Consider the following 24,290-nt stretch of genomic DNA (forward strand, 5'->3'; position numbering starts at 1 on the left):
GGGTGAGAGTTTGTTAGAAGAAGCGAAACGCTTTTTGATCTTTGCGGTTTTCCTTTCCGCGATTTCAGTATTTTTCTCCCAACTCAGGTCTCTAAATAAGGAATTTTTAGAGGCCGACTCAGGAATCCAAGTCCAGGATTCTTTAGACAGATCGACTAATACTAGTTTTGCGAAAGAATATTTGCAGTTTTGGAAAGGGTTAGTCAGTTTTGATTTGGGAGAAACTGAATCTGGGGATCCTGTTATTGCTCATATTCTCTCCAGATTTTGGCCTACATTACATTTGGCTGGTTTTGCAGTAATAACAGGTACATTCTTCTCTGTTTTTCTGGCTCTGGTTTCTCTTCTTCCTCGTTTTGAATTTATAGGAGAAGTTTTCGGATTTATCAGTCAACTCATCCTATCCACTCCAGTGTTCGTAGTTTCTGTCTTTCTATTAGTGTTTTTTTTTCTGATACTCGGCTGGCTTCCACCAGGAGGTTATGAACCAGGAAATACCGCATATGTCATCCTGCCTGGAATCGCATTGGGATCTAGAGTGTTTGCCAGACTTTTTATTTTTGCTCATCAACTGGCCAGAACAGAAAAAAAATCTGCGTATACTAATGTTTTGAAAGCAAGAGGATATTCAGAAAATCGAATATTATTTCGGCATATTCTACTCAAAGTATCTCCTGTGCTTCTGATCTTGATCTTATTAGATCTGAGTTCTTTACTTTCAGGCGCAATCGTAGTGGAGGAGATCTTTTTCTTTCCTGGAATCGGAAAATCCATGTATCATGCGATCCGGACTATGGATTCTGCGCTGCTTTCAGCACTTTTGTTTTATAGTGGGACGGTATTCTATATTCTCACCAGGGTTTCTGAAAGAGTAAGAGATAGTCTTTTGGGTTGGGAGGCGGGCGCCGCTTGAAAACTCTTAACCTGCTTCGTTACGGAACTATCTCTCTATATTTAGTTTTAGTTATATTTGGAATATTATTTAAATCCGCACCTACAGAATTAAATTTGAAAGAATCCTTTCTTTCTCCTTCTTTCGATTTCCCGTTCGGTAAAGATAGATTGGGAAGAGATGTTTTTTCCATGTTTGCATATGGAAGTTTGGCAACCTTCTTATTTGCATTTCCTGCAAGAGTTCTTACGTTAACAGTGGCTTCCTTAATAGGTTTGGCTTCTTATACTAGTCCATTCTTTAAGAAGAATGTATTCTCTCCTTTGTCTTCTGTGTTTGTTTCTCTACCTTCACTACTTTTAGCATTAATTGTAGTTCAAGTTTTTGGAGCAGGGCCGATCCCTTTATTTTTAGCGATTGTCCTGGGAGATTGGGCGCAAGCTTACGAAACGGTCCGAGCTAAGATAGATGAAGTAAGCACAAGCGGATATGCATTAGCTGCCTCTTGTTTCGGAGCAAGTAAATCTTATGTTTTTAGGGCACATCTTCTTCCTCAAGCGTTTCAAATATTAAGAGTACTTTTGTTTACAGGACTTCCGGCAGTAGTAATGACTCTTGCGATCTTTGGATTTTTAGGAATTTCAGCAAGTGGAGAATTATTTGGTCCCGGGCTAGGAGAACAAATTGCGTTTTCTAAAGATTATGCGCAGAATGCTCCTTGGTCTTTAGTGTTTCCTACTCTTGGAATTTTAGGTTTAGTGATGACTGTAGGAGGAAAACGTTCTTGAAACTGTTATTCTTCCGAAATTGTTCCGCCGTTGTTTTATTAATTTGTTTGTCTCCGTTATTTATTGGAATGCCAACATATGCGATAGATGAGTATTATCGTTTTCCTGAATATTCTTCTCCCGAAAAAATCAAATTCGAAAAGGAAAGAAAACTTTGTATTTTCCCGCTTAGAAATTTATCCGGAGATTCATCTTTGGACTTTTATTCTTCGGGATACGCTTCCGTTCTTTATTCCGGTTTAAAATCATTAGTTCAGATCTATGACGAATCTTTGATCCCTAAATCTATCCAACATCCTTTCGGTCCAAATCCTTCTGATGTTAAACCGAATTTAAGGGAAGGAGAATGGGATTATAGAGGTCTGGAAAAATTAAAAAAAGAAGAACTTTCATTAAACGTTTCAAAAGATCCTAGATACTTAACTTTAAAAGTTCAACCTTACGAGGCAGAGCCTGCTCCTGATGAGGGTTTTCTTATTCCAATCTCCAGAAAATATGACTGTTTCTATTCAACATACGGTGAATTTGAGAAGAAGGGAGAAGAAATTAGAATTAGTATCCGGATGCGATCCTCCAAAGACGGGTCTAAAAAGGAATTCTCTCATAAAACAAGTGTTAGGCGATCTTACCAAGAATTAAATCCGGTCATTGAAGAGATCCGCAAAACACTTTTGGGAAAACATACTAAAGTTCTTTCTGTAAAAACCGGAAACCAATACGATTCACTTGTATTTTTGGATGGGAATTATATAGGTAAAACTCCTTTAAAAAGAAATGATATTCTTTCTGGAATTCATGATATTCGGATCACTAAAAACGGATATTCTGATTGGATAGGCCAGGTTGATCTGAGAGAATCCCCTAAAGATCTGGATATTGTATTAGAAAAAGATAAAAAAGAGGGTTTTATTTCTGTCGATTCCGATCCCCAAGGTGCTAAAGTATATTTAGGCTCCGAATATTTGGGAGTTACTCCGCTTGCAAAGGTTCCGGTCAAAGTTGGTTGGAATAGGTTGAGATTTGTTTTGGCCGATCACGTGGACCAATTCAAGGGAGTGGAAATCAAAAAAGGAGAAGTATCTGAAGTCAAGGCTCGATTGAAAGAAGGGGAATCCGTTTCGTATTATAAAAATAAAAAGTATTTGTTCTTAGATCATACCTATGATGATTTCGCAATTTATTCTCTTTATGGAAGTTTGTTCTTCTATGCAGGATACTATTATTTTAATTTAAGAGCTGATCAGGCCTTGGAAAATGCAAGGCCTATGGTCCAGATCACCAATTTTACGGCTCTTCAAGAATTGCAGCAATCTTCTCCTAATTTCCAAACATTTGCTCTCTCTTATTTTTATCAGGAAAGTATCTATAACGATGCTAAAAGCAAATCCGATTATTTTAGATCCATTTCCGGAAGGTTCGGAAAACACCAAGGTATCCATGGTGGGCTCATGTTGTATGGGATCGGAACAATGTTGATCTTATCTGCAACATTCTATGCTCTAGGTTTAGATTCTGAAACCTTAGAGGTAGGGGTGGCTCCTGTAAAAACCATGCCCACATTCGTAAAAGGTATAGAAGGCCAGTATGAAGCAGAGTCTTACGCAAAGTTTAATATGAGATTCTGATTAAATCATTACTATTTCTTCTCTATCCTGGGCTGTTTTCGGGAAAAATTTGGTATATTATATGATGTCAGATCAACAAATCGCAATCGTCGCAGTTATAGTCGTGCTCTCAGGCATCTTCGCATTCATATTCTTGGGGGTTTATTTAACCAAGTATCAATACTTTGAGATGGATTTTAGTAAGGGGATTCTATTAAAAAGAATTAAATTTTCACGAGTCGATTTGGATTGGCAAGTCGGTAAGGTGTATGGATTTCCAGATGAATTTGGCGAGATAAAGGTGATGAATCGAAGGGAGATTTTTATCCGATCCGGCTTTAACGAACCGGGACAGGAAATTTTAACCTGGAATTATAGGATTCGTGAACTTCAAATCTTTGGGAGAATTATCATGACCGCTAACGAACCTTGGCTTGAAATCCGAATGGGTTATGCAAGTTTGATTGGTGGAATATATATCGGTTCCTTTATGAATTTTGCTTTTAGCGGAGTCATTTCTGAAATTATACCGTCGAGCCCATTCGTATTCTTTTTGATATTAGGAACTTATTTCTGGTTTTTAAAATATCAGATCATAAATCGTACAATCAATATATGCAAGAAATTCTGTGTTGGTTTGCGATAAACCTTTCACCTCCGAAAATTTTCCCTGCATTTTTAATGATGGATTTAGTTTCTAAGATCCGGATAAGCAACCTTGGAAGATCATCGATTTTATTTTAAGCGGCCTTTCTAGAGTTCTTTGGCGTATCGGACCAAATATTTAAGATTTAATATAAGAATATAATCTAAAACTTCCTAAAACTAAGATCGCATTTTCATTATCCGAAGGTTTTAGCATTTCAGAAAGTTTTTCTGGAGCGATAGAGTAAGATCCATATCCATCCGGGAGTTTGAATTCTTTAGAATCTAAAAAATGCAAATCTGACTTTTGAGTTTTTGTATAATCTAAAAGTTTTTCCGCCATAGATTCTCCTTCTTTGTCCGGTAAAAATCCAGCTAAGATGGAGAATCTTTTTTCCGGAAACGCAGAAGATAAAGACGCGAGTGTAACTCGGATTGCATCTGGGTTATGAGCGGGGTCAAATACGATAAACGGAGAGTGAGATATGATTTCTAATCTACCAGGTGGACGAGGAAGAGGCTTTGCAACTTCCTTCTCAGTTTTTTGGATTGCGATTTCGTTTTTAGAAATGATCTCTTCTAATCTATGTACAATAAACTTTACATACTCTTGGTTGTGATCTAGATACGACCTTCCTTCGGGTAACGCAGGATAAAGAAATAACTCTAAATTTTTTTCTAAACAAAATTCTTTGAGTATTTTTAAGAGAGAAGGTTCTGGTTCTAATGCGAATACGATTTTAGTTCTTTCAGTTACTATTCCCAATTTCTCTTTTAGGATGGCTTCTTTTGTATTTCCCAAAACTGCTTTATGATCTTCTCCGATAGCACATACTACTAACACATCCGGATCTGCCAGTTTAGTAGCATCTAACCTTCCTCCTAGACCGGCTTCGTATACTTGGACCGCAATATCCTTTTTTTCGAATAAAACGAAGGATCCAAGAGTAAACCATTCAAACCAAGAAAGAAAGGAAAGCTCCTCTGCGTTGCTTTCTGTAAATAGTATATTAGAGATCTCTTTTAGATTTTCATCATTTACCGGATTAAAATGTGGGCTGAGACGAATTCTTTCTTTTGGATCGAATAGATGGGGAGAAGTGTACAAACCTGTTTTGTATCCAAGATTAGAAAAACTTCCTGCTAAAAAATGAGAAACGGAACCTTTTCCGTTTGTCCCGACTACAGAAATCCTAAGCCTTTCTTTTCTCCTGTTTCTCCAACTGTGGGAATCTACAAGAGTACGGAATGGATCCAGAGAATAGTCCCCAAATACGTTAAAATTCCTGGTCTTCTCTAAATTGGTTAATTGGGATCCGAATTCTAAAAAATCTGGGATAGACATTTATGATTTTCTAATATTTTCTCAGGTATAGCCAAGTGCTTGTAACAGTCGAAATCTTCCTTTCTCGATAAGTTCCGGGCTTAAACTCACACCAGTGAATAATCGGAATTGTTCTACTGCTTGGTAGAGCAACATTTCTGTTCCTGGTACGATACTCGCTTCCTTCTTCTTGGCTCCTAAAACCAATGGGGTTTCCAAAGGATTATAAACGATGTCGAATACAACTTGTCCTTCTCTAAAACAAGACTCAGGGATTATAGGTCCTGGATCCTTTCCTTTCATTCCGAGAGGAGTTGTGTGAATGATGAGTGAATATTCCGAAAAATTCTTTTGTACTTCGTTTAGATCGGACGATTGTATCTTTGCGGATGAAATATTGGAGAGTAGTCCAATCAATTCTTCAGAAGTTTTAGGATTTCTTGCAGCAATAGTTAGATCTTTTACTCCCGCTTCTTTCAATAAGGTAAAAGAAATTCCGCGCGCGCTTCCTCCGCTTCCGATCAATAACACTTTTCCTTTTAAACTTTCCGGGAAAGATTCTTGGACAGAGCGAACTGCACCTATTCCGTCCGTATTATACGCGCTAATCGATCCGTTTTCAAAAACCAAAGTGTTACTTGCTTTAACTGTTTGGGAAGTTTGGTCTGTTTTGTCTGCGAGTTGAAATGCAATTTCCTTATGAGGAATTGTGACTGACAAACCTTTGACTCCGAACTTTGACAAAGAAAGAAGTTCCTTTTTTTCCAAAGTTTCCACTGGAAAAACCAAATATCCGCAGTCCAGACTTAGGTCGTCATACCATGAGCCATGCAATAAAGGTGATAAGGTATGAGATAGGGGGTTCCCTACGATCCCGAAGTATTTTGAGCTGTCTCGAAAGATTTTCAATTGGTTCCGCTTCTTTTTTACTAAAATTCTCGACTTTATCCGAAAACCCGGAAAACCTGTAATGCAGATGGGAATCCTGGCCTCGCTCAACGATTTTCTCCCTTTACTCGGCACTCAACCCTTTTTAGTTTTAGCTTCTTCTTCGGGTTGGTGGACGACATTCACGGATATACTGTTTGTTCTGTCTATTAGTGGCGGTTTAGCCTGGTATTTTTATTATTATAAAAGAAAGGATCTTTTAGGTGGTTACTGGGTGGCGTTTTTAGTCGCTATTCTGGGATCTCTAATCATTCTTTCTATCTTCCAAGACCTGATTCGAGAAGTGGTGTATTGGTTAATCTCACCAAAGATTGGAATCTACCAGGTTGCAAATGTGAATTTGATCGCGGTACTATTGGGCGGATACTCCATGCTCTATATTATGAACCGTATCAATCATAATAAAGAACGCAGAGACTGATCTAAGCTTATATCTTCTTTTGTTTTTCCGCCAGGGTCATTTCGAATACCTTGGCGTATTTTAAGAAATTATAATAGAAGCCCATAATAGCGAGGATTAGTCCTCTTCTTCCGTCCAAAAATCCAAGTCTTACAAAATACATCCAAAAAGATTTGTATCCTGCTTCTAATAGGGCTAAGAATAAACCGCTACGTTTTCCTTTTCCGAATTTTTCAGTGGCAGCAAGTTCCGAATATCTATTAATAAAACTAACATGGTCGAATAGATTTTCGTAGGAATAATGGAATACGGGATTTTTTAATTTCTTTCTACTTCCAGACAATTCCACGGCCTCATGGACCTTTCCGCCCACAAATTTGCCTTTTGATTTTAAGAATAGTCTGGCCCGATAATTTGGATACCAGCCTCCATGTCGGATCCATTTTCCCATATACATTGTTAGTCTAGGGATGATGAACCCGTCTTCGCTTGGTTCTCCATTCTGGAATAAGTTTTTAATTTCTTCTTTTAGGCTGGGAGAAAGTTCTTCGTCCGCATCCAGAGTAAGTATCCAAGGGTTTGCCGCCAAAGAGATTACGTGATTTTTCTGGGAAACATAATCGTCGAATTTTCGGAGGACTACTTTGGCCCCCTTCTTCTTTGCGATACTCTCTGTTTTATCCTCGGAACCAGAATCCAATACGATGATCTCATTTACGAAATCTAGAGAAGACAGACATCTTTCGATATTATCTTCTTCGTTTAATGTTATGATACAGGCTGAGATTGGTAACATCAAGCGCGGGAAAAATCCTGGTCTCTTACGGATTTAAAATTAGACGAAAGAGGAACTTCCAATCTGGCGATGGTTACGTCTTTGCGGATGATGATCCTGAAAAAAGAAGGATCGATTCCTTCTCCTTTGAGCATAATTAATATAAGTGCGAGTCCTAGTCCCGCTCCTTCCGTATTGTCAGCGTTATCTAGATAAAACTGTGCGATATCTCCGTATTGCATTCCTTTTTCTAATTTTTCGCGGAGAGATTTTTCTTCTTCAATCGTGACAGGCGTATTGTTCGTTACTTCAACTCGAATTCCATCCATGGAATAGTCGAATGTGATCAAACAGAAATATCCCTTCTTTTTGGATTTGTTTCCGTATTCTTCCGCCATTTTTTCGGAGAATAATTGCTTATATTCGGAGACTCCTTTTTTGTACTGGATGGGATTTTCTATATCGTATCCATTTTCCTCGAAGAAGATCCTTTTTTGATTTGCCTTGCAGGCGTTGATCGATAATTCTTTTACGATAGTGTAAATCGTTGGAACAAGGGTGGGATAAGTGACCTTATCCAAGATGAGCTCGATCGCTTGTTGGATATGTTCCTCGACCGATCTGGTGATTCGATGGGTCTTTAGAGAGAGGATTCTTCCATCCTCAACCGTAAGCCGGATATTGTCTGATATATCCCGGATTTCCTGACCCATTAACCTTGAACTTTTCGGAACTCGATTTGTTTGTCAAGAGACTCATTCTAATAGCTTTAAAAAAGGTCCGTTCTAATTCGGTCCGAATTTTGCCAAAATTCTTCCTCTATGTTTTAGGGAGCCTTCTATTTTCAGGGAATATTCACGCTGATTCCTGGTCTTGGAGCGGGGCTTATATTATCCAACCGGAAACTTTGGAATATTCCGGCCCTGTTCAGATCCAAGTGAAAGATGGTTTGGTGGAAAAAATATCTTCTTCTTCTCCGTCAAAGGAACCTCTGTTCATTTTACCTGGATTTTGTGATTCTCATGTAACCTTGGGGGCAAACTCTCTAGGAGGCTGGAAGGAACGTTCCGAATTGGAATCCGATCTGAAACAATTTCTGCTACATGGATTCACCTATATCCAGAGTATTGCAGATCCTCCTTGGGCTTTTGAACTTTCTGAGATCAGGAAAAAGAATTCTCAGTATCCGCGGATTTCAGTCCTCCCGCCTGTTTTGCTTGCAGAGTCCAAAGAAATTTCTGCATCCAAAGTTTCGGGTTATAAAATCCTAAAATCACCTGAAGAAGCGATGTCTTCTATATCAGGCAAACGAGGAAAGATCCATTTATTCTTAAGGCATAATGAAGGAGAAACTTTCGAAGTAGATGGGAAACTTCTCTATCGAATGAGAAGTGAAGCGGAGATGAACGGATTAGAATTATCAGTCTCCACTTTCGGGGAAGAATTTGCAAACTGGGAAGCATTGTCTTCCGAAACGAAAGTATTATATCATCCTATTCCGGAAACTTCGTCCATTCGTCCCGTAGCTCATAATTTAGTGAAACAGATTTGGGCTCCACTCTTCGGGATCTATTTTACTAGAAAGGGAATTGGAACTTCTTCCTTTTTAGAAGAATGGGAAAAATGGACTGGGTGGAGTCCGACTTTCAAAGAAAGAGCACTGTCTAAAGAAGTGATAGCTAGTATGCCCGGACTTTCTGAATCGGAAAGGGAAGAAGCAGAGAAAGAATACGAATCCTATCTTGCTTTCTTGAGGGCCCGCAAGAATCTGTCCTTAAGGATCTTACTCGGTTCGGGTGCGGGTCACCAATTACAGTTCCCTGGAATTTCCGGCTGGAAGGAACTTAGAATTTTATCTGAACTTCTGGGGCCCAAAGAAGCATTGAGAGCGGCAACTGAAACCACCTGCCAATACTTGGGGGCGGCTCATGAGGGAAAGATCCGAGTAGGAAAACCGGCACATCTTTTGATTTTTAGAGAAGACCCTCTCCAAAATTGGGATAAACTAAAAACATTAAGAACGGTCGTAACGGAGAGAGTGAAAACCGAGATCTCTTCTCCTGAAAAAAAGAAAACCGAAAGGCGGAGACGATGAACGAAAATCAAAAAGAACTCTTTCAAAAATTACTGGACGAAAGTTTCAGAAAAAAAGCGGCTTTAGAGCCCGGAGCAAAAGTTTCTGCGTTAGTCACTAGTTCTAAATCGGATTATGTTTTTATAAAGATACAAGGAGCGGGTCTTTCTGGGATTATCGCTGCAGATGAGTTTACGGAAGCTCCGCCAAAACAGGGAGAAACCATTGAGGCTTATTTTTTGCAGGAATCTTCCGGGGACCAATACTTCACCACTTGTTTGAACGGGGACACAATCTCCAAAGACATGGTATCTATCGCTCATACAGCTGAAATTCCAGTTTTGGGTCATATCACTGGGGAAAATGATGCTGGCGTAGAGGTTAAGTTAGGCGAACAAACAGGTTTCTGTCCATTTTCTCAATTAGATCCGGAACTGAAAAAACAGAATAATGGCGTAGGAAAAAGGGTCCGTTTCCTCATTTCAGAAGTTGGAAGTAAGGGAAAGATCATCGTTTCCCAAAAGAAGATCGCAGATAAAGAAAGAGAGGCTAAAATTTCAGTTCTGAAAGGAGAATTGAAGCCTGGAATGTTTGTAACATGCAAGGTTAAATCAGTTCATACTTTCGGTTTGATTGTAGAAGCGGACGGACTTACCGCACTTGTTCCTGCTTCGGAGGCAACTTTCAAAAAAGGAGCAGATCTTGCGAAAGATTTCCATCCTGGACAAGTTCTGAGAGCAAAAGTTTTAAAATTAGATTGGGAAGAAGGAAAACACAGCTTTACTGTTAAAGATTTTCTAAAAGATCCTTGGGCTCAAAATGTTCCTTTCAAAGAAGGTGATTTGGTCACAGGAACTGTAGAAAGTGTAAAACCTTTTGGAGTATTCGTAAAATTGAATGAACAATTTTCCGGACTAGTTCCCAATAGAGAAACTGGATTACAAAATCGTACACCTGCAGCTCAACATTTCAAGATGGGAGATTCGGTTTCCGCATTTGTAACAGAAGTGAATATAGGTAAAAGACAAATCTCACTTTCTCTCGTGAAAGCAAAAGAAGTTCAGGAAAGACTGGATTATAGCGGATATCTCTCTGAGGAAACTTCTTCCACAGGATCTTTCGGTGCGATTCTTGCAAAATCCTTAAACAAGGGACAGAAAAAAGGATAAATGGCTCTCCGGATCGCATTGTATCGACCGGAGATACCTCCCAATACGGGAAATATCGCCCGACTCTGCGTCGCTTTAGGAGCAGAGTTGCATATTGTAGGAGAACCTTCCTTCGAGTTGTCTGAAAAAGCGGCAAGAAGAGCTGGATTAGATTATTGGGATAAACTAAAATTGACTCTCCATTCAAGTTGGGAGGCCTTCTCAAAATCCTTAGACGCTGATTCCAAATTATATTTAATATCCACTAAGGGTATTACTTCTTATACAACTCCACAGTACGGGGAGAATGACGTATTTTTGTTCGGAAATGAAACATCCGGATTGCCTCAGGAAATTTTTCAATCCGAGATCCCAAATGGAATTCTTAGAATTCCAATGGAAGAAGATTGTAGATGTTTAAATTTGAGTAACGCAGTCGCGGTAATTGCATACGAGGCATTGCGCCAAATTCGTCGTTGGTGAATCGGAAACTGTCTTCCGGAAAAAATCGGATTTACACCCCTCGAAAAAACCAGTCCTATGGAAAAATATGGGAATGTCCTTTTCCCTAGGAGAGATAGAAGCCCGCATTAGGGAACTCCTAGCAAACGGTTTAACAGGTAATTCCCAGGATTTCCATGCGTGGATCCGTATGGACACTCTTCGTAAATTCAGAGAAGAGCCTTCTTTCTCACCTGACTGGGTTCCAAAAGTTCTAGACGAGCTTGTTACATCCGGAGAAGCAGCAAAAAGTAAATTAGATCCTAGAGAATATACTCTATCTATAGAATCTTCTCTCCGTAAAAAAACTTCCAAAAACGAAGAATACCTTCTACTCGGCCGCACCGAATTTCAACCAATGCAATATGTAAGAAGTAGAATGGAATCTTTCCTAAGAGCCAACGGAATTGACGAAGACATGATCGTTGACCTCACAATTGGATCCATCGAGGCAGTCGAAAATGCAGTCAAATACGGTGACGGTGGAAATGTAGAAGTAGCTTATACAATCGAAAAAAGTGGAATTTTTAAGATCCGACTGGTGAACAACCTGAGAGAATTGAATATCGAAGAAGATATAGAAAGAGGAAAATTTTCTTCCACAGCCACTCTCATGAGAGGGATGATGGTTATGCAAAAATTATTCGATAAAATGGATCTGGAAATCTTAGAGGATAAAAGACAGGCCTTGTTTATGGCCGAAAAAATCCTTCCGAAGTAAATTCCTCAGTTTTTTAAGTTTTACACTTTTTCGGTTTTCGGGTCTTTCTTTCTAAGAGTATGTCTTCGATTTTTAAAATTCATTCCAACTACAAAGCAGCCGGGGACCAAGTCCAGGCTATAGAAAAAATAGGCCAAGCATTTCAAAGGGGAGAAGATAAGGTTACCCTAGTGGGAGTGACTGGCTCCGGCAAAACATTCACCATGGCACAGGTGATCGCAAATATGGGACTTCCTACCTTGGTCCTCTCGCATAACAAAACTTTAGCGGCTCAGTTATTCAGAGAATTTAAGGAGTTTTTCCCTGAAAATGCTGTGGAGTACTTCGTTTCCTATTATGATTACTACCAACCAGAGGCTTACGTACCTTCTTCAGATACATTTATAGAAAAAGATATGTCGATGAATGAGGAGATAGACAAACTCAGGCTAAGAGCTACTTCTTCTTTATTGGAAAGGGATGATGTGGTCATTGTAAGCTCAGTCTCTTGTATTTATGGTTTAGGATCTCCAGAAGAGTATGTGAATTCAGTTGTCGCATTACAAAAAGGAGATATTATAGATAGAGATCAGGTCATTCGCAAACTTCTTCATATACAATATAATCGTAATGATACGGATTTCTCTCGTGGAAATTTCAGGGTGAGGGGTGATTCTATCGAAGTTTATCCTGCTTATCATACCGACGCTTTTCGAATCGAATTTTTCGGGGACGAAGTGGATTCAATTTCCAGGATCCATCCAGTTACGGCTCAAGTTATCGCTAAGCAGGAAAAATGTTTTATCTATCCTGCAAAACACTTCATCATGTCGCCTCCATTGATAAAGGACGCTGTCAAAAGAATTAAAGATGAGATGGCGGAACAAGAGATCAAGTTCACAAAAGAGAATAAATTTTTAGAAGCACAGCGTATCGTATCTCGCACGAATTACGATATGGAAATGCTCCAAGAGATGGGATACTGTAACGGGATCGAAAACTATTCCCGTCATCTTACAGGAAGAAAAGAAGGAGAAAGACCTGCCTGTCTGATAGATTATTTCCGCGGAGATTTTTTACTCATAGTGGACGAGTCTCACGTAACAATTCCTCAAGTAGGGGGAATGTTCGCGGGTGATAAAGCTCGTAAACAAACTTTAGTAGATTTTGGATTCAGATTACCTTCTGCCCTAGATAACAGACCTTTGAACTTTACGGAATTTGAAACTTTAACTCCTAAAACATTGTATGTATCTGCAACACCTGCTGAGTACGAATTAGAAAAGAGTAAAACAAGAGTAGAACAAATTATCCGTCCTACAGGACTTTTAGATCCGAATGTAGAAGTTCGACCTACTAAAAATCAGGTAGAGGATCTTCTCGTTGAGATCCGAAAAAGAATAGATCTAGGAGAAAGGGTTCTCGTCACAACATTGACCAAGAAGATGGCGGAAGATCTCTCGGATTATTATAAAGAATTAGGACTTAAAGTTTCTTATCTACACTCTGAGATAGAAACATTGGAAAGGATTGAGATTATCCGAGATCTTAGAAAGGGAATTTATGATGTCCTAATAGGGATCAACCTATTACGAGAAGGTTTAGATATCCCTGAGGTCTCTCTTGTTGCAATTTTAGATGCAGACAAAGAAGGTTTTTTAAGAAATTATAAATCTTTAATACAGACCATCGGTAGAGCAGCTAGGAATATCAACGGAACTGCCGTGTTGTACGCGGATAAGATGACAGATTCTATGACCAAAGCCATAGAAGAAACCAAAAGAAGAAGAACTATCCAGGAAGAACATAACCTGAAATACAGAATCTCTCCTCAAACGATCAAAAAGGAAATTGCCGATATGATCGAAAGGACAGAAAAAGAACTGGCTCCGGAAGAATATGCGGCCGAAGAGATCAATAAAAAGTTCAGAGAGAAAAACTTCTCTTCTAAAGAGGAAATGAAAGAGAAGATCAGAGAAGAAATGTTAAAAGCAGCCAAGGAACTCGATTTCGAAAGAGCGGCTTTACTCAGAGACAAAATGCTTACCATCAAAGTGAATCCTACAGAGGGAAAATGAGCTTAGACATCACAATCATTACTATAATTATCACAGGAGGAATAAGTCTTTATACATTATATGTAGACCAGAATCTTTTAGACAAACTCCTGCTGAGACCTTTCAGAGATTCTAAAGAAGGGAATTATTATACCTTAGCCACCAGTGGATTTGTTCATGCAGATTTCACTCATCTACTCTTTAATATGCTGACACTTTACTTTTTCGGAAGGCATGTGGATATGGTACTTGGACCCGTAGGATTTATGGGTCTGTACTTAGCGAGTATCTTGATCGCAAATCTGGTCTCTTTCCAGAAAAACAAATCAGATGCAAATTACGCAAGCCTAGGCGCGTCTGGAGGAACTTCCGGGATCGTTTTCGCTTCTATTTTATTCTATCCGTACTCTAAAATTTTCTTTTTCTTTATACCGATCCCAATCCCGGGACCTCTATATGCGATCTTATATTTAGGGTATTCTTACTATGCTTCTAAGAACAGACAAGATGGGATTAATCACGATGCACATCTTTATGGAGCGCTGACTGGACTCGCAGTAGCAATATTAGTGCAACCGAGTTCATTGATTGCATTTGTTAAATACGTGTTTGGCGGATTTATATAATATTTTTCTAAAATGCGAAAGGATTAACCTCCTTTCGCGATTTTATCCTTTATAAAAGCCTTAAATTTATCAGACCCAAAGCTAACATCCATTTTGATGATCTCAGGCGCGAGATAAGGATGTTTTTTCATAATATATTCTTCGATTGCGGCATACTTATCTGCTTTTGCTTTTAGAAGAATTTTGTTTTCCGAATCGATTGTAAGCTTTCCTTCCCATTGGTATAAAAGAGCCACTTCCGGAAAGATTGTGCCGCTTACGATTATACCTAACTGGAGCATTTCTGCAATATACTCTTCCGCTAAGTCGCGATCTGCTAAAGTAGTGAAGACTAAGATTTCTTGCGATGAAGACATGATTCCTCCGAGAAAAAGGAGGATAAGAAGTATTCATTCTTTGTCCAGTCTTTCTTTGGAGAGATCGGATCAGTATCTGGGAGCGTTCGGATCGGAATAATTCCCTTTGCCTGAATTCGGCATGGAACCTCTGGATGAAGAAGGAATATAATCATCACAAAGATTACTACATCTTCCTATACAATTTTCTCGTTTGCGATCCACAGTAATTGCGGTAAAAACAGTTTCTACCTTAGGGATTGGATATTGGGTCCAACATTGGCTCTTGCAGTTCCCGTATTTGGCGGCGCAGTTCCGAGCAGTAATTTGATCAGAACCTGCTGAGATCATCATATCGAAAAGTTCTTGTTCTTCTCTGGTTTTGAATTCGCCTTTTTTACCTCTTTTGGAAAGTTCCTGTTTGCTCAGATTGGCATTTTCTGCTTCTGGAAAATCCTCGATGGAGCCTTTTCCTTTAATCTTGCCTGATTCGTCGGAACTCCAATCGACTGCGAAAAAGCAGTTTAGAATAAAGAAGAATAATAATAGTGCGAATTTAATTTTCATCAGGCTTTTAAAAATAAACCTTTGGGATTAGGATTCTTTAAATATTTTCGTCCCTTAACAAATAAATACATAATTTTTGCACTCTTTTACATAGAAAACGAATGGAAAAAAATTTCCAAACAGGGTCTCAATAGTATTGAATGTAGGATAACCTACAATAGAGTCTGTCTAAGCAGTACTTAAGACCTAAGAAATTGAATGGGGGGTCTTTTAGTGAGTAGTTTTTTTACAAGTACATCAGTAAAACGTTTCTTTCTCTTCTCTTTAGCTATCCTTTTTATCTCTAATTGTAGCGCACTCGACTGGGGCTGGGTTAAACTCCCATCCGGACTCGCCTGGGAACAAGACGAAACCTTAGATAGAAACCCTGTTGAAGGTTTCCGAGTGGAATTTCCGGAAGAATTGGGACTGGATTCAAGGCCCTTGGTAGAACTTTCCAAAAAGTTTAGAAAAGAAAAAACAGAAGTCCGTTCTCTTCTCATCCTGAAAGAAGGCAACCTAGTATTTGAAAGGTATGCCGGTGGTATCTCAAGAAATCATAATCATAATATGTATTCTGTGACCAAGTCAGTGGTCTCCATGTTGTTAGGGATTTGTTATACGAATGATTGTGGAGTGGATTTAGAAGATAGTCTTTCTTCTGCTGAGTCGGGATTGCCTGGCCTTCTTCCTTCCGAGTTAAAAGGAAAGGAATCTATCCGACTCAAGGACGCATTACGTATGAGTTCCGGAATGGGTTGGGACTCATTTCCTAAAAAAGAAGATATCAGAACAGACGCCGACCCGCTTGCGATTGCTTGGATTCCTGCAGTATCTTCGGCGCCTGGAACTAAATTCGAATATTCTAATGGAGATACTCAATTGGTCGCAGGTTATCTGGAAGCCAAGACTGGTAAGACATTATATGAATATTCCAAGAACACTGCATTCTCTTGGTTAGGTTTTAAAGGAGAAGAATGGAATACATCTAAATCCGGAAGACAGACAGCTGGTTTCGGACTTCGCCTGAGACCAATCGATATGGCAAAGTTAGGACAACTGTATCTTGACGGAGGAAAATGGCAGGGCCGCCAGATCCTAAAACCTGAGTGGATTGCAATGACCTTAGAACCGGGGATTGAGAAAAGGTACGGGCTCCAGTTTTGGATCCATGAATTTGAAGGAAAGCCTAGCTTCATGGCAAACGGGAAGGGTGGCCAATTTATCTATGTGATCCCTCATCGTAAGATTGTTATAGTGATGACTAGCGCTATCTGGGATAAGGCACCTGATTTAGTTTTAAGTTCTGTGCTGGATGCGATTAAAGCTTCTTTAATATCCACCGATAAAATCCCTTCTCCTGACAGGGAAGAAGCGTTACTTAGAGAGCTGAAAATATCTGCCAGAACTTCTTTGGATCCTAAGCTTAAAGAAGGAGCGGATGAAACAAGGATTGCAGCGGAACCAGGGATGAAACAAAATCATCCTTAAATGAAGACCGTTCTAATCCCAATCCCTCAAATCGATTTCGACCCAACAGAAGTATCCGTCCCTTGGAAGGTTTTAAAAGAAAACGGATATAAGATCATATTTACTACCCCAACTGGAAGCTCCGGAGAGGCTGATTTTAGAATGGTGACCGGTAAAGGTTTAGGAATTTTATCTCCAGTTTTAAGAGCGAAGAATGATGATGTTCTTTTGTATAGAGAATTAGAAAAATCGAATGAGTTTCTAAGCCCGAAAAAATACGAGTCTGTCAAATTAGATTCTTTTGACGTTCTGCTTCTTCCGGGAGGACATGCAAAAGGAATGAGAGTTTATCTAGAATCTGAACCTTTACAAAAGTTGGTTGGGAATACTTTTGCGGAAGGAAAGCCTGTTGCAGCGATTTGTCATGGGGTGCTTCTCGCCGCAAGATCCAAAAACCCTAAAACAAAAAAGTCCAGCTTATATGGACTAAAAACCACAGGACTTTTGAAATCTCAGGAACTTCTGGCATGGAATTTAACTAGAGCTTGGCTTGGGGATTATTATAGAACTTATCCTACACCATTACAAGACGAAGTAATTTCCTTTTTAGAATCCAGCACAGACTTTCAAGAAGGTCCAATGCCTATTGGAAGAGATAGTTTCGCTAATACTAAACCAGGGTTCAGCGTTTTAGATAAGTCTTATCTTTCTGCAAGATGGCCTGGAGATGCACATAAGTTTGCCAAAGAACTTCCCGAATTCTTCGGATAGTTCTAGTTTTTGATTTTCCTCTAATATAATCTATGCACACTGACTACAGAGGGTTCGGATCTTGAACTCTCTACTAAGAACGAAATGAGTTCAAAAGAACATTATATTTTCCTAGATGTGGGAGATACTCTCCTAACAATGAAAAAACCCGCGGGGGAAGTGTATTTTGAAGTTCTAAAGGAATTCGGTTTAGACGGCTCCAAACATCCGAACGGATATATGGAAAGAGCCTTTCGAAAGGCTTATGCCCACATGACGCGTCATCCACTTCCTGACTTCAGAGATAAATTCCATGCTCATACGGATGGAAGCGAAGGCTGGTGGAGAGAATTGCTTGGTTTCTTCCTAAAAGAAATAGGCTCAGATCTAGAACCAGACCCTATTTTTCAATCTATATTCAAACGTTTTGATGAACCTTCCGTCTGGGAAATAGATCCAGGCTTTTATGAGCTAGTTGAATTTGCAAAACAAAGAGGTTCAGGTTTAGGGATCATTTCTAATTGGGATCATCGACTCAAACAACTCTTGTCCAGCGTTGGTGTACTGGATTATTTTTATCCAGTAATTGTTTCTGCAGAATTCGGATACGAAAAACCTTCTCCCTTAATTTTTCAAGAAGCGGAGAAGATTGTGGGACTTTCTCCTGATAAACTGATCTACTGCGGAGATAAGGTGGAGTTGGATATTGTGCCTACCAGGTCCAGAGGATGGACTGCATTTCATAAACATGTAGAAGGAGATATTCGCGATCTGGGCGAGTTAACCTCTATACTAAAAAAAGGGTAGTTTATTCTCTTTCGAATTCTTTTCTTCCTCCAAACAAGTCTAATCGAATACAAAAATGAAAGTACTCGCAGTCTCCGGAAGTTTAAGAAAAGGTTCTTCCAATACAGCCTTATTACTCGCAGCCAAAAGGATCGCAAATGATTCTTTGCAAATTACACTCGCGGATCCTTTGGATCGGATCCCTCATTTTAATCCTGACCTAGATACAGATTCGCCTCCTAAAGAAGTTGCTGAATGGAGAAGGGAGTTGAAAGAGGCAGACGCTATTCTTTTTTCGAGTCCAGAATATGCATTTGCAATTCCGGGTGTTTTGAAGAATGCGCTGGATTGGATCGTCTCCAGTGCGGAACTTTATGGAAAGCCCGTCGGGTTGATTAACGCTTCTCCAGGTTATGGAGGAGCTTCTAAAGCACAGGAAGCTTTTTTACATTTATTGAATGTACTTACAGTTAAAATAAACGATGACTGTGTTCTAAGTATTCCTTCGGTCAATAAGAAGGTGGATCCAGAAGGAAATATCATGGATGAGCAAACAGAGAAGGATCTCAAAACTTGTTTAGAAAGTTTGGAGCGTTTGATCCAAGATTCTAAACTTTCGTAGTTCCCTAAGAACCGGACCGTTGTAAATATCCCTAAAAGGATGTAAAATCATTAGAATATAGAAGAAAACCTCCTGAATTCTGTTTTATTATCCAAAATCTTGTATTTCGAATAAATAATCTGCTATAGCGAATAAATTTCTTGCAATATCCTGGGATATCGATCATAACTAAGACCAGGAGTATTGATTATGGCACTTAGATTAGGCGATGTGGCCCCGGATTTTCAGGCAGAAACTTCCGAAGGCCCGATAGAATTTCATAAATATTTGGGAGAAGGTTGGGGAATCTTATTCTCTCACCCAAAAGATTATACTCCCGTTTGCACTACAGAACTTGGTTATGTTGCGAAAATTAAGCCTGAGTTTGAAAAGAGAAATGTTAAGGTCCTCGCATTATCTGTTGATCCGGTAGACTCTCATAAGGGTTGGATTGGGGATATCAACGAAACTCAAAACACTACCGTAAACTATCCGATCATTGCGGATGCGGACAAAAAAGTCTCCGGTCTTTATGATATGATCCATCCTAATGCGAGCGAGACCACAACAGTTCGTTCGGTATTTGTGATCGGTCCGGATAAAAAAGTGAAACTTACTTTGACTTATCCTGCATCTACTGGAAGGAACTTTGATGAACTGTTAAGAGTCATTGATTCTCTCCAGTTGACTGCGAATTACAGTGTTGCGACTCCTGCAAATTGGAAACATGGAGAGGATGTAATCATAGTTCCTTCTGTTTCCGATGAAGATGCTGAGAAAAAATTTCCAAAAGGTTTTAAGAAGATTAAACCTTATTTGAGATATACTCCGCAGCCGAATAAGTAAATAAGACACATGCCTATTTTAGAAAGGAGTCTTCGGGCTCCTTTTTTGTTATATTCTATATTTATAAAGTTATTTTGGAATATTGATTCAGGAATTAAATCTTAGAATAAAAAGTACGCGCGGAAATCAATATTCCAGACCTGAACCTCATAACGGGGGAGTTTTGAATTGCAACCTTCTCCTTGAGGAGTATAATTATGGCAAGGCCTATGTTTGAAGAATTTTAGGATTTGGAAAGTCTTTCGATTGATCGTGCCGCGATTTCTTTTCTAAGATCTTGGCCCTTTTTCTTAGAGACCCTGGTTTCCGAAACCAGATTTGGATTAGCTGTTTTAGGATGCCCGCTTAAAAAAGGAGGTTCCGGATTGTATTCTATCATAAGTTGGATTTCTTCGGCAGCCTTTTGGCCTTGGATCTCTGCTACTACCCGAAGTGCAAAATCGATTCCAGCAGTGACACCTCCTCCGGTAATTCGATCTCTATCAATAATAACCCGATCTTCTTTCACATCTATTTCCGGAAAAAGTTTTAGAACATCTAAGGAGAGCCAATGTGTAGTAGCTTTATATCCATTCAATAAACCTGCGGCGGCTAAAACTAAGGAGCCGGTGCATACAGAACTAATATATCTGCAAGTTTTTGATTTTTCTCTTAACCAGTTCAAAACCTTCTCATTTTCCATGAGTCGATTCACGCCGAGTCCACCCGGAACTAAGACCAAATGCAAATCTACGTTTTCATCCAAACTTTTATCCGGGAGAATGAAAAGTCCTCTTTCAGAAGGGATTGCATCTTTTGTTTCGGCAATTACGTAAACTTTGGAATTTTTCATTCTGGAAAATACTTCGTAAGGACCTACAAAATCCAGAGGAGTTAAATCCGGAAAGATAAGTAATCCAATATTGAACGGTTCTTGCATAGCGATATGGGATACGACTCAGGAATGTCTTCAAGTCGAATTCGAGGCAAAAATTTTTGAGAAATGAAATGCTTTCTATGGGAATCCAAAAGAATAGAAGAAGGTAAACTCATTAATAAATATCTGAGAATTTCATAAAAACTTCTTCTTAATATCCTGATTTGGTATATTCTGAAATGGGAAGTAGAATTGAGCTTGCTTGGCTAAAACAATCTACACCGAAGAATATAAGGTTTTTCAAAAATTGCTAAAGAAAGCTCGGGAAGAAGCAGGCTTAACCCAAGTCGACGTTGCCAAGGCTCTTAAAGCGCCTCAATCTTTTATTTCAAAAGTAGAGGCTGGAGACAGAAGGATAGATGTCATAGAATTCTGGAACCTGGCAAAACTTTATAAAAAGCCTGTGGAATTCTTTTTTAAGTTTGATGATAAATCGGAACTTAGATCCAAGAAAAAGTCTCTTAAAGCGGCAAGTTCTACCAAAAGAAAGTCCAAATAATATTTCTTTTCGATCTGTTGGGCCCCCAACCAAATATCTTTCTTAGAAAAGAATAGCCAAGAACAACAGTTCTACTAAAAAATTCCAATTGCCTTTGGGCAAAAAGCTAAATGAAACCGAATCGAATTGAACGTCCCTGGGTTTACTGGGTCATCCTGATTTTAACTGCATTTCTTTCTTTTTGGGCCGGAAGGCTTGGCTTAGAGAATATGGATATGTCTTTTTCAGACATTGGTCCTGAAAAAGAGATCGTTTCAGATTCTCATTATTTTGCAAGACCTCGACTAATTCTCAAAAACGTTCGGTTTTATTGGCAGAAAGACATTTTCGTAGAGGCGGATCGTCTTTCTTTGGAAGCAATTCCAAAGAATGGAGAAATTCTACCTTTTGATCGACCCGAACTTTTTACTCTCAAAATATTAAAAGGGAATATTCGTATATCTTTCGAGAGTCTTGAGAAGCTGATTAACGGAAGATTATTCGCTTTCCCGGAATCAACTCTTCGTAAAATCAAACTTCGTCCTATTTTTCATAATGGTGTTTGGAAACTAAAGATTTCAGGAGAGGTCAAATTGGTAGTTTGGGTATCCTTTGATGGGATCGCTACAGTCAAGATCGATTCGGAATCCGACAGGATCTTGGTTGAGAATGAATCCGTTCAAGCATTATTAAATCCTTATACAAAAGAACTTTTAAATACCGTAGGCGTTTCCATTGAGGACTTGGTCCGTTTTCCTAAGGGGAGAGGCCTATTCATTTCAGGAAACAAGGTATTCTTTGAACCTTTTTCTGTTTTCCCTGCTCCGGAAGTGGAAGGTAAAATTGAAAGTCTCAAGTTGGACGAAAATGCATTAGGTATTGAGTTCTTTGCAGAACAGGAGGTCCCTTCTCCTAAGACAAATTCCAAAAATTATATTTATGTAACTGGTGGAAAATTACTCTTCGGAGGGATTCAAGTTTACCAGGGAAGGGTCTTACTTCAAGATAGGGAAGAATCCTCTCTGTTCGAGTTCTGTTTTTCTGAATTCAAAAAAGCTTTGTCTCTCTCCAATGTAAAGATGGAGGAAGACGGACGTATCCTCATCTCCATGCCTGATTCTCCTCCTATTGAATAAATTTTTTATTAATAAAATATTTCCAATTTCATAAAAATTTAGAAAATCCGGAACGTTCTTCTTCGAACTCGGTCCTCTTGTTGAAGAGGATGATTATGAATCTTTTCACTTCCAAGTTTCCATATTTCACTTTTTGCGTTAGGAGTGGCTTTATCCTACTGGCGATTTTTTTATCGAGTTGTATTTCTCCTCAATATACCGCAGGAGGAAATCCTTACCCTTCTGACTTTGTATATAAAGGAGATCTATTCGGTTTACAGAATTGTTTGAGGGCAGGCTATTCCGTAGATACTAGGGATCCTTTTACTAGAAATTTTACTCCTTTGATGATCGCGGCCAGAGAAGGAGAAGTTGAGATCGCAGAATTTTTAATTCGAAATGGTGCTGACATCAATGCCAAAACTAGGGACGGCCATACAGCTCTCATGATGGCAGTTTATAATCGGAATTTGGATATAGTAAAATTACTTTTGAAGAATGGAGCGAATATACATATTAAAAGTAAACAAGGACATACTGCATTTTCAGAAGCAAGTTTAGAAGAAGCAATCCAAATCAAAGAACTGCTTGCTACCTATGAGATCGGTTCAAAAAGATGAGGTCCATACTGCCAATCGTTCTGGTCTTTTTCTTTTTAGAAAACTGCATGAACGATGATCGTTGCACCAAAGATTGTGATAAGAACTTTTCAATCTGCCTATTAGTTGCGACAAATGAAAATTCACTTGGGATTGGATTCATTTGTAAGGTCATCTGCGATGATTGTAAATCAGACTGTCATAGGGTAACATCTTCCGGAAGAACAACTAGTACTTCCAGGGGAGGATCCGGTGGTGGAGGGGGTGGCGGCAGCTCAGGTGGAGATGGCGGTGGGGGAGGTGGCCACGGCGGAGGTGGTCATGGAGGAAGTGGAATTATATTTTAGAGTATAGATACAAAAAAGGAAACCGAGTCTCCTCGGTTTCCAGTATGAGCTATTATGAGAATTTTATAGTTCGATCTTATGGACAAAATCTATTTCGCAAATCCGATCTCAGGACCAATTGAATTTTTTTCGTAACCTTCTTTTTTCTCGGCAACTTCATCAAAATAGGATTCGTAATTTGGGAAGTTTGTCCCCATAATTCTATCCCAGAAATTGAAATAGAGACTATAGTTTCCGTGAAACTTTTGGTGATGCAAGTTATGGTGTGTAGAAGTATTAATCCATTTTGTGATAGGGTGACTTGCCCAACCTTTGGGGAAAAATTCATAGCCTAGGTGCCACCAAATATTCATGATCATCGCGTAGAATGTATGGAATATAAACACTCCGAAATGGATCGGAACCAAACTTATAAATGGCACTATATAGATTGCTTCCAAAAATGCTTCAGCCCAATGGAAATTATAAGCTGCTAAAGGAGAAGGGTTTACAGATTTATGATGGATCGCATGCACGAAAGTATAAACCTTTTTGTGATGCATTAATCTATGAGCCCAATAAAACCAGGTCTCATGCCAGACAGTGATCAGGATATAACTTAAGATCGCGTAGGCCCAACCTCTTTCTGAGATATCGAAGTAAAGTGCTCTCGGCAGATATCCTAATTTTTGAAGGCTGAAGGAAACCACCGCAACCAAGCTGAACATTACCATCGTAACGGCAGATTGTTTGATTTCGTATACTACCTTCTCCCATTTTGGGAAATTTTTCTGGATACGATACTTCTCGAAATATCCTTTTTTCCAAACCCAGAATATAAAGAATGCGAGTCCTGCTAAAGGATAGTATCTAATAAAGTTCATAGAAAGTTGAAATAGTCCGAAATTCCGAACACATTCCCAACCGAAATCACAAGCGTTGATTGCCATTTTTCCTCCGATCTCTGCATTTAGTTTACGGCGGAATTTATAAGAAGTCGTCCTCCCCGATCGGAGTGGAATAAAATATACGTCCAGACC

28 protein-coding genes are annotated in these 24,290 nt (G+C 39.1%); 20 read left to right on the top strand and 8 right to left on the bottom strand.

The features are described from left to right. The first annotated feature begins 10 nt into the window (after window positions 1-10). From B1C82_RS13970 to B1C82_RS13985, 4 genes are all read left to right on the top strand, one after another. Window positions 11-913 (top strand): ABC transporter permease subunit, encoded by a 903-nt coding sequence (locus B1C82_RS13970; RefSeq protein WP_086448138.1) that lies wholly within the window; start codon window positions 11-13, stop codon window positions 911-913. After that, window positions 910-1,680: an ABC transporter permease gene (locus B1C82_RS13975; RefSeq protein ID WP_086448139.1), complete on the top strand. Its 771-nt coding sequence runs from the start codon at window positions 910-912 to the stop codon at window positions 1,678-1,680. Before B1C82_RS13970 ends, B1C82_RS13975 begins: the two co-directional genes overlap by 4 nt. Then, complete coding sequence (locus B1C82_RS13980; protein WP_086448140.1) at window positions 1,677-3,305, top strand: PEGA domain-containing protein; 1,629 nt, start codon at window positions 1,677-1,679, stop codon at window positions 3,303-3,305. Before B1C82_RS13975 ends, B1C82_RS13980 begins: the two co-directional genes overlap by 4 nt. A gap of 61 nt (window positions 3,306-3,366) precedes the next feature. Beyond that, on the top strand, window positions 3,367-3,930 hold the full coding sequence (locus B1C82_RS13985) for a hypothetical protein (protein ID WP_157894138.1): 564 nt from the start codon (window positions 3,367-3,369) through the stop codon (window positions 3,928-3,930). 138 nt (window positions 3,931-4,068) lie between these two features. On the opposite strand, the gene B1C82_RS13990 is transcribed toward B1C82_RS13985, so the two are convergent. Further along, window positions 4,069-5,274 carry a glutamate ligase domain-containing protein gene (locus B1C82_RS13990; RefSeq protein ID WP_086448142.1) on the bottom strand — a complete coding sequence of 402 codons (1,206 nt, stop codon included), beginning with the start codon at window positions 5,272-5,274 and terminating at the stop codon, window positions 4,069-4,071. A 21-nt stretch (window positions 5,275-5,295) separates the two neighbouring features. Further along, window positions 5,296-6,162, bottom strand: coding sequence for a shikimate dehydrogenase (gene aroE, locus B1C82_RS13995; RefSeq protein WP_086448143.1), 867 nt, complete (start codon window positions 6,160-6,162; stop codon window positions 5,296-5,298). A gap of 67 nt (window positions 6,163-6,229) precedes the next feature. Here aroE and B1C82_RS14000 point away from each other — a divergent pair, with 67 nt between their 5' ends. Beyond that, window positions 6,230-6,622, top strand: a complete 393-nt coding sequence (locus B1C82_RS14000) for a hypothetical protein (protein WP_036090145.1) — start codon at window positions 6,230-6,232, stop codon at window positions 6,620-6,622. A 7-nt stretch (window positions 6,623-6,629) separates the two neighbouring features. Here B1C82_RS14000 and B1C82_RS14005 read toward each other — a convergent pair whose 3' ends face one another. Both B1C82_RS14005 and B1C82_RS14010 read right to left on the bottom strand, forming a co-directional pair. After that, the gene (locus B1C82_RS14005) at window positions 6,630-7,400 is read right to left on the bottom strand and encodes a glycosyltransferase family 2 protein (RefSeq protein ID WP_167373765.1); all 771 of its coding nucleotides are present in this window, start codon (window positions 7,398-7,400) and stop codon (window positions 6,630-6,632) included. After that, a complete protein-coding gene (locus B1C82_RS14010; protein ID WP_086448145.1) occupies window positions 7,397-8,089 on the bottom strand; it encodes an ATP-binding protein in 693 nt (230 codons plus the stop codon). The genes B1C82_RS14005 and B1C82_RS14010 overlap by 4 nt, the downstream gene beginning before the upstream one ends. Window positions 8,090-8,115: 26 nt before the next feature. Between B1C82_RS14010 and B1C82_RS14015 the strand changes: the two genes are divergently transcribed. From B1C82_RS14015 to B1C82_RS14040, 6 genes are all read left to right on the top strand, one after another. After that, window positions 8,116-9,471, top strand: a complete 1,356-nt coding sequence (locus B1C82_RS14015) for an amidohydrolase family protein (protein ID WP_086448146.1) — start codon at window positions 8,116-8,118, stop codon at window positions 9,469-9,471. After that, window positions 9,468-10,619: a S1 RNA-binding domain-containing protein gene (locus B1C82_RS14020; protein ID WP_086448147.1), complete on the top strand. Its 1,152-nt coding sequence runs from the start codon at window positions 9,468-9,470 to the stop codon at window positions 10,617-10,619. The genes B1C82_RS14015 and B1C82_RS14020 overlap by 4 nt, the downstream gene beginning before the upstream one ends. After that, complete coding sequence (locus B1C82_RS14025; RefSeq protein ID WP_086448148.1) at window positions 10,620-11,081, top strand: tRNA (cytidine(34)-2'-O)-methyltransferase; 462 nt, start codon at window positions 10,620-10,622, stop codon at window positions 11,079-11,081. A 73-nt stretch (window positions 11,082-11,154) separates the two neighbouring features. Next, on the top strand, window positions 11,155-11,820 hold the full coding sequence (locus B1C82_RS14030; RefSeq protein ID WP_086448611.1) for an ATP-binding protein: 666 nt from the start codon (window positions 11,155-11,157) through the stop codon (window positions 11,818-11,820). Between the two features lie 59 nt (window positions 11,821-11,879). Beyond that, window positions 11,880-13,877 (top strand): excinuclease ABC subunit UvrB, encoded by a 1,998-nt coding sequence (gene uvrB, locus B1C82_RS14035; RefSeq protein WP_086448149.1) that lies wholly within the window; start codon window positions 11,880-11,882, stop codon window positions 13,875-13,877. Continuing rightward, window positions 13,874-14,482 carry a rhomboid family intramembrane serine protease gene (locus tag B1C82_RS14040; RefSeq protein ID WP_086448150.1) on the top strand — a complete coding sequence of 203 codons (609 nt, stop codon included), beginning with the start codon at window positions 13,874-13,876 and terminating at the stop codon, window positions 14,480-14,482. Before uvrB ends, B1C82_RS14040 begins: the two co-directional genes overlap by 4 nt. Window positions 14,483-14,505: 23 nt before the next feature. Here B1C82_RS14040 and cutA read toward each other — a convergent pair whose 3' ends face one another. Together cutA and B1C82_RS14050 are read right to left on the bottom strand one after the other, a co-directional pair. Next, on the bottom strand, window positions 14,506-14,838 hold the full coding sequence (cutA, locus tag B1C82_RS14045; RefSeq protein ID WP_008593982.1) for a divalent-cation tolerance protein CutA: 333 nt from the start codon (window positions 14,836-14,838) through the stop codon (window positions 14,506-14,508). 69 nt (window positions 14,839-14,907) lie between these two features. Next, window positions 14,908-15,384, bottom strand: a complete 477-nt coding sequence (locus B1C82_RS14050) for an LIC_10730 family protein (protein ID WP_086448151.1) — start codon at window positions 15,382-15,384, stop codon at window positions 14,908-14,910. A gap of 198 nt (window positions 15,385-15,582) precedes the next feature. Between B1C82_RS14050 and B1C82_RS14055 the strand changes: the two genes are divergently transcribed. The 5 genes from B1C82_RS14055 (at window position 15,583) to B1C82_RS14075 (ending at window position 19,816) form a co-directional block, all read left to right on the top strand. After that, window positions 15,583-16,854: a serine hydrolase domain-containing protein gene (locus B1C82_RS14055; protein WP_086448152.1), complete on the top strand. Its 1,272-nt coding sequence runs from the start codon at window positions 15,583-15,585 to the stop codon at window positions 16,852-16,854. After that, complete coding sequence (locus B1C82_RS14060) at window positions 16,855-17,604, top strand: type 1 glutamine amidotransferase domain-containing protein (protein WP_086448153.1); 750 nt, start codon at window positions 16,855-16,857, stop codon at window positions 17,602-17,604. 84 nt (window positions 17,605-17,688) lie between these two features. Beyond that, window positions 17,689-18,390, top strand: a complete 702-nt coding sequence (locus tag B1C82_RS14065) for an HAD-IA family hydrolase (RefSeq protein WP_086448154.1) — start codon at window positions 17,689-17,691, stop codon at window positions 18,388-18,390. Between the two features lie 55 nt (window positions 18,391-18,445). Continuing rightward, window positions 18,446-18,991, top strand: a complete 546-nt coding sequence (locus B1C82_RS14070) for an NADPH-dependent FMN reductase (protein ID WP_086448155.1) — start codon at window positions 18,446-18,448, stop codon at window positions 18,989-18,991. A gap of 189 nt (window positions 18,992-19,180) precedes the next feature. After that, window positions 19,181-19,816: a peroxiredoxin gene (locus tag B1C82_RS14075; RefSeq protein ID WP_086448156.1), complete on the top strand. Its 636-nt coding sequence runs from the start codon at window positions 19,181-19,183 to the stop codon at window positions 19,814-19,816. 223 nt (window positions 19,817-20,039) lie between these two features. On the opposite strand, the gene B1C82_RS14080 is transcribed toward B1C82_RS14075, so the two are convergent. Next, entirely contained in the window at window positions 20,040-20,735 is a 696-nt protein-coding gene (locus tag B1C82_RS14080) for a DJ-1/PfpI family protein (protein ID WP_086448157.1), read from the bottom strand. A 199-nt stretch (window positions 20,736-20,934) separates the two neighbouring features. Between B1C82_RS14080 and B1C82_RS14085 the strand changes: the two genes are divergently transcribed. The 4 genes from B1C82_RS14085 (at window position 20,935) to B1C82_RS14100 (ending at window position 23,271) form a co-directional block, all read left to right on the top strand. Then, on the top strand, window positions 20,935-21,231 hold the full coding sequence (locus B1C82_RS14085) for a helix-turn-helix transcriptional regulator (RefSeq protein ID WP_086448158.1): 297 nt from the start codon (window positions 20,935-20,937) through the stop codon (window positions 21,229-21,231). Between the two features lie 110 nt (window positions 21,232-21,341). Next, a complete protein-coding gene (locus B1C82_RS14090; RefSeq protein ID WP_086448159.1) occupies window positions 21,342-22,346 on the top strand; it encodes a hypothetical protein in 1,005 nt (334 codons plus the stop codon). 95 nt (window positions 22,347-22,441) lie between these two features. Next, window positions 22,442-22,945, top strand: a complete 504-nt coding sequence (locus B1C82_RS14095; protein WP_086448160.1) for an ankyrin repeat domain-containing protein — start codon at window positions 22,442-22,444, stop codon at window positions 22,943-22,945. Then, the gene (locus B1C82_RS14100; protein ID WP_240509601.1) at window positions 22,942-23,271 is read left to right on the top strand and encodes a hypothetical protein; all 330 of its coding nucleotides are present in this window, start codon (window positions 22,942-22,944) and stop codon (window positions 23,269-23,271) included. The genes B1C82_RS14095 and B1C82_RS14100 overlap by 4 nt, the downstream gene beginning before the upstream one ends. Before the next feature lie 89 nt (window positions 23,272-23,360). Here B1C82_RS14100 and B1C82_RS14105 read toward each other — a convergent pair whose 3' ends face one another. Further along, window positions 23,361-24,200, bottom strand: a complete 840-nt coding sequence (locus tag B1C82_RS14105) for a sterol desaturase family protein (RefSeq protein WP_086448162.1) — start codon at window positions 24,198-24,200, stop codon at window positions 23,361-23,363. Between the last annotated feature and the right edge of the window lie 90 nt (window positions 24,201-24,290).

The sequence above is a fragment of the Leptospira venezuelensis genome, assembly GCF_002150035.1.
GTDB lineage: Bacteria > Spirochaetota > Leptospiria > Leptospirales > Leptospiraceae > Leptospira_B > Leptospira_B venezuelensis.

Coding starts and splice junctions, on each gene's coding strand:
- B1C82_RS14095 (WP_086448160.1), top strand. CDS start 22,442: ATGAATCTTTTCACTTCCAAGTTTCCATATTTCACTTTTTGCGTTAGG.
- B1C82_RS14025 (WP_086448148.1), top strand. CDS start 10,620: ATGGCTCTCCGGATCGCATTGTATCGACCGGAGATACCTCCCAATACG.
- B1C82_RS14070 (WP_086448155.1), top strand. CDS start 18,446: ATGAAAGTACTCGCAGTCTCCGGAAGTTTAAGAAAAGGTTCTTCCAAT.
- B1C82_RS14000 (WP_036090145.1), top strand. CDS start 6,230: ATGGGAATCCTGGCCTCGCTCAACGATTTTCTCCCTTTACTCGGCACT.
- B1C82_RS14030 (WP_086448611.1), top strand. CDS start 11,155: ATGTCCTTTTCCCTAGGAGAGATAGAAGCCCGCATTAGGGAACTCCTA.
- B1C82_RS14100 (WP_240509601.1), top strand. CDS start 22,942: ATGAGGTCCATACTGCCAATCGTTCTGGTCTTTTTCTTTTTAGAAAAC.
- B1C82_RS14050 (WP_086448151.1), bottom strand. CDS start 15,384: ATGAAAATTAAATTCGCACTATTATTATTCTTCTTTATTCTAAACTGC.
- B1C82_RS14040 (WP_086448150.1), top strand. CDS start 13,874: ATGAGCTTAGACATCACAATCATTACTATAATTATCACAGGAGGAATA.
- B1C82_RS14010 (WP_086448145.1), bottom strand. CDS start 8,089: ATGGGTCAGGAAATCCGGGATATATCAGACAATATCCGGCTTACGGTT.
- B1C82_RS14090 (WP_086448159.1), top strand. CDS start 21,342: ATGAAACCGAATCGAATTGAACGTCCCTGGGTTTACTGGGTCATCCTG.
- B1C82_RS14020 (WP_086448147.1), top strand. CDS start 9,468: ATGAACGAAAATCAAAAAGAACTCTTTCAAAAATTACTGGACGAAAGT.
- B1C82_RS14055 (WP_086448152.1), top strand. CDS start 15,583: ATGGGGGGTCTTTTAGTGAGTAGTTTTTTTACAAGTACATCAGTAAAA.
- cutA (WP_008593982.1), bottom strand. CDS start 14,838: ATGTCTTCATCGCAAGAAATCTTAGTCTTCACTACTTTAGCAGATCGC.
- B1C82_RS14065 (WP_086448154.1), top strand. CDS start 17,689: ATGAGTTCAAAAGAACATTATATTTTCCTAGATGTGGGAGATACTCTC.
- B1C82_RS14060 (WP_086448153.1), top strand. CDS start 16,855: ATGAAGACCGTTCTAATCCCAATCCCTCAAATCGATTTCGACCCAACA.
- B1C82_RS13985 (WP_157894138.1), top strand. CDS start 3,367: ATGATGTCAGATCAACAAATCGCAATCGTCGCAGTTATAGTCGTGCTC.
- B1C82_RS14075 (WP_086448156.1), top strand. CDS start 19,181: ATGGCACTTAGATTAGGCGATGTGGCCCCGGATTTTCAGGCAGAAACT.
- uvrB (WP_086448149.1), top strand. CDS start 11,880: ATGTCTTCGATTTTTAAAATTCATTCCAACTACAAAGCAGCCGGGGAC.
- B1C82_RS13990 (WP_086448142.1), bottom strand. CDS start 5,274: ATGTCTATCCCAGATTTTTTAGAATTCGGATCCCAATTAACCAATTTA.
- B1C82_RS14080 (WP_086448157.1), bottom strand. CDS start 20,735: ATGCAAGAACCGTTCAATATTGGATTACTTATCTTTCCGGATTTAACT.
- B1C82_RS14105 (WP_086448162.1), bottom strand. CDS start 24,200: ATGGCAATCAACGCTTGTGATTTCGGTTGGGAATGTGTTCGGAATTTC.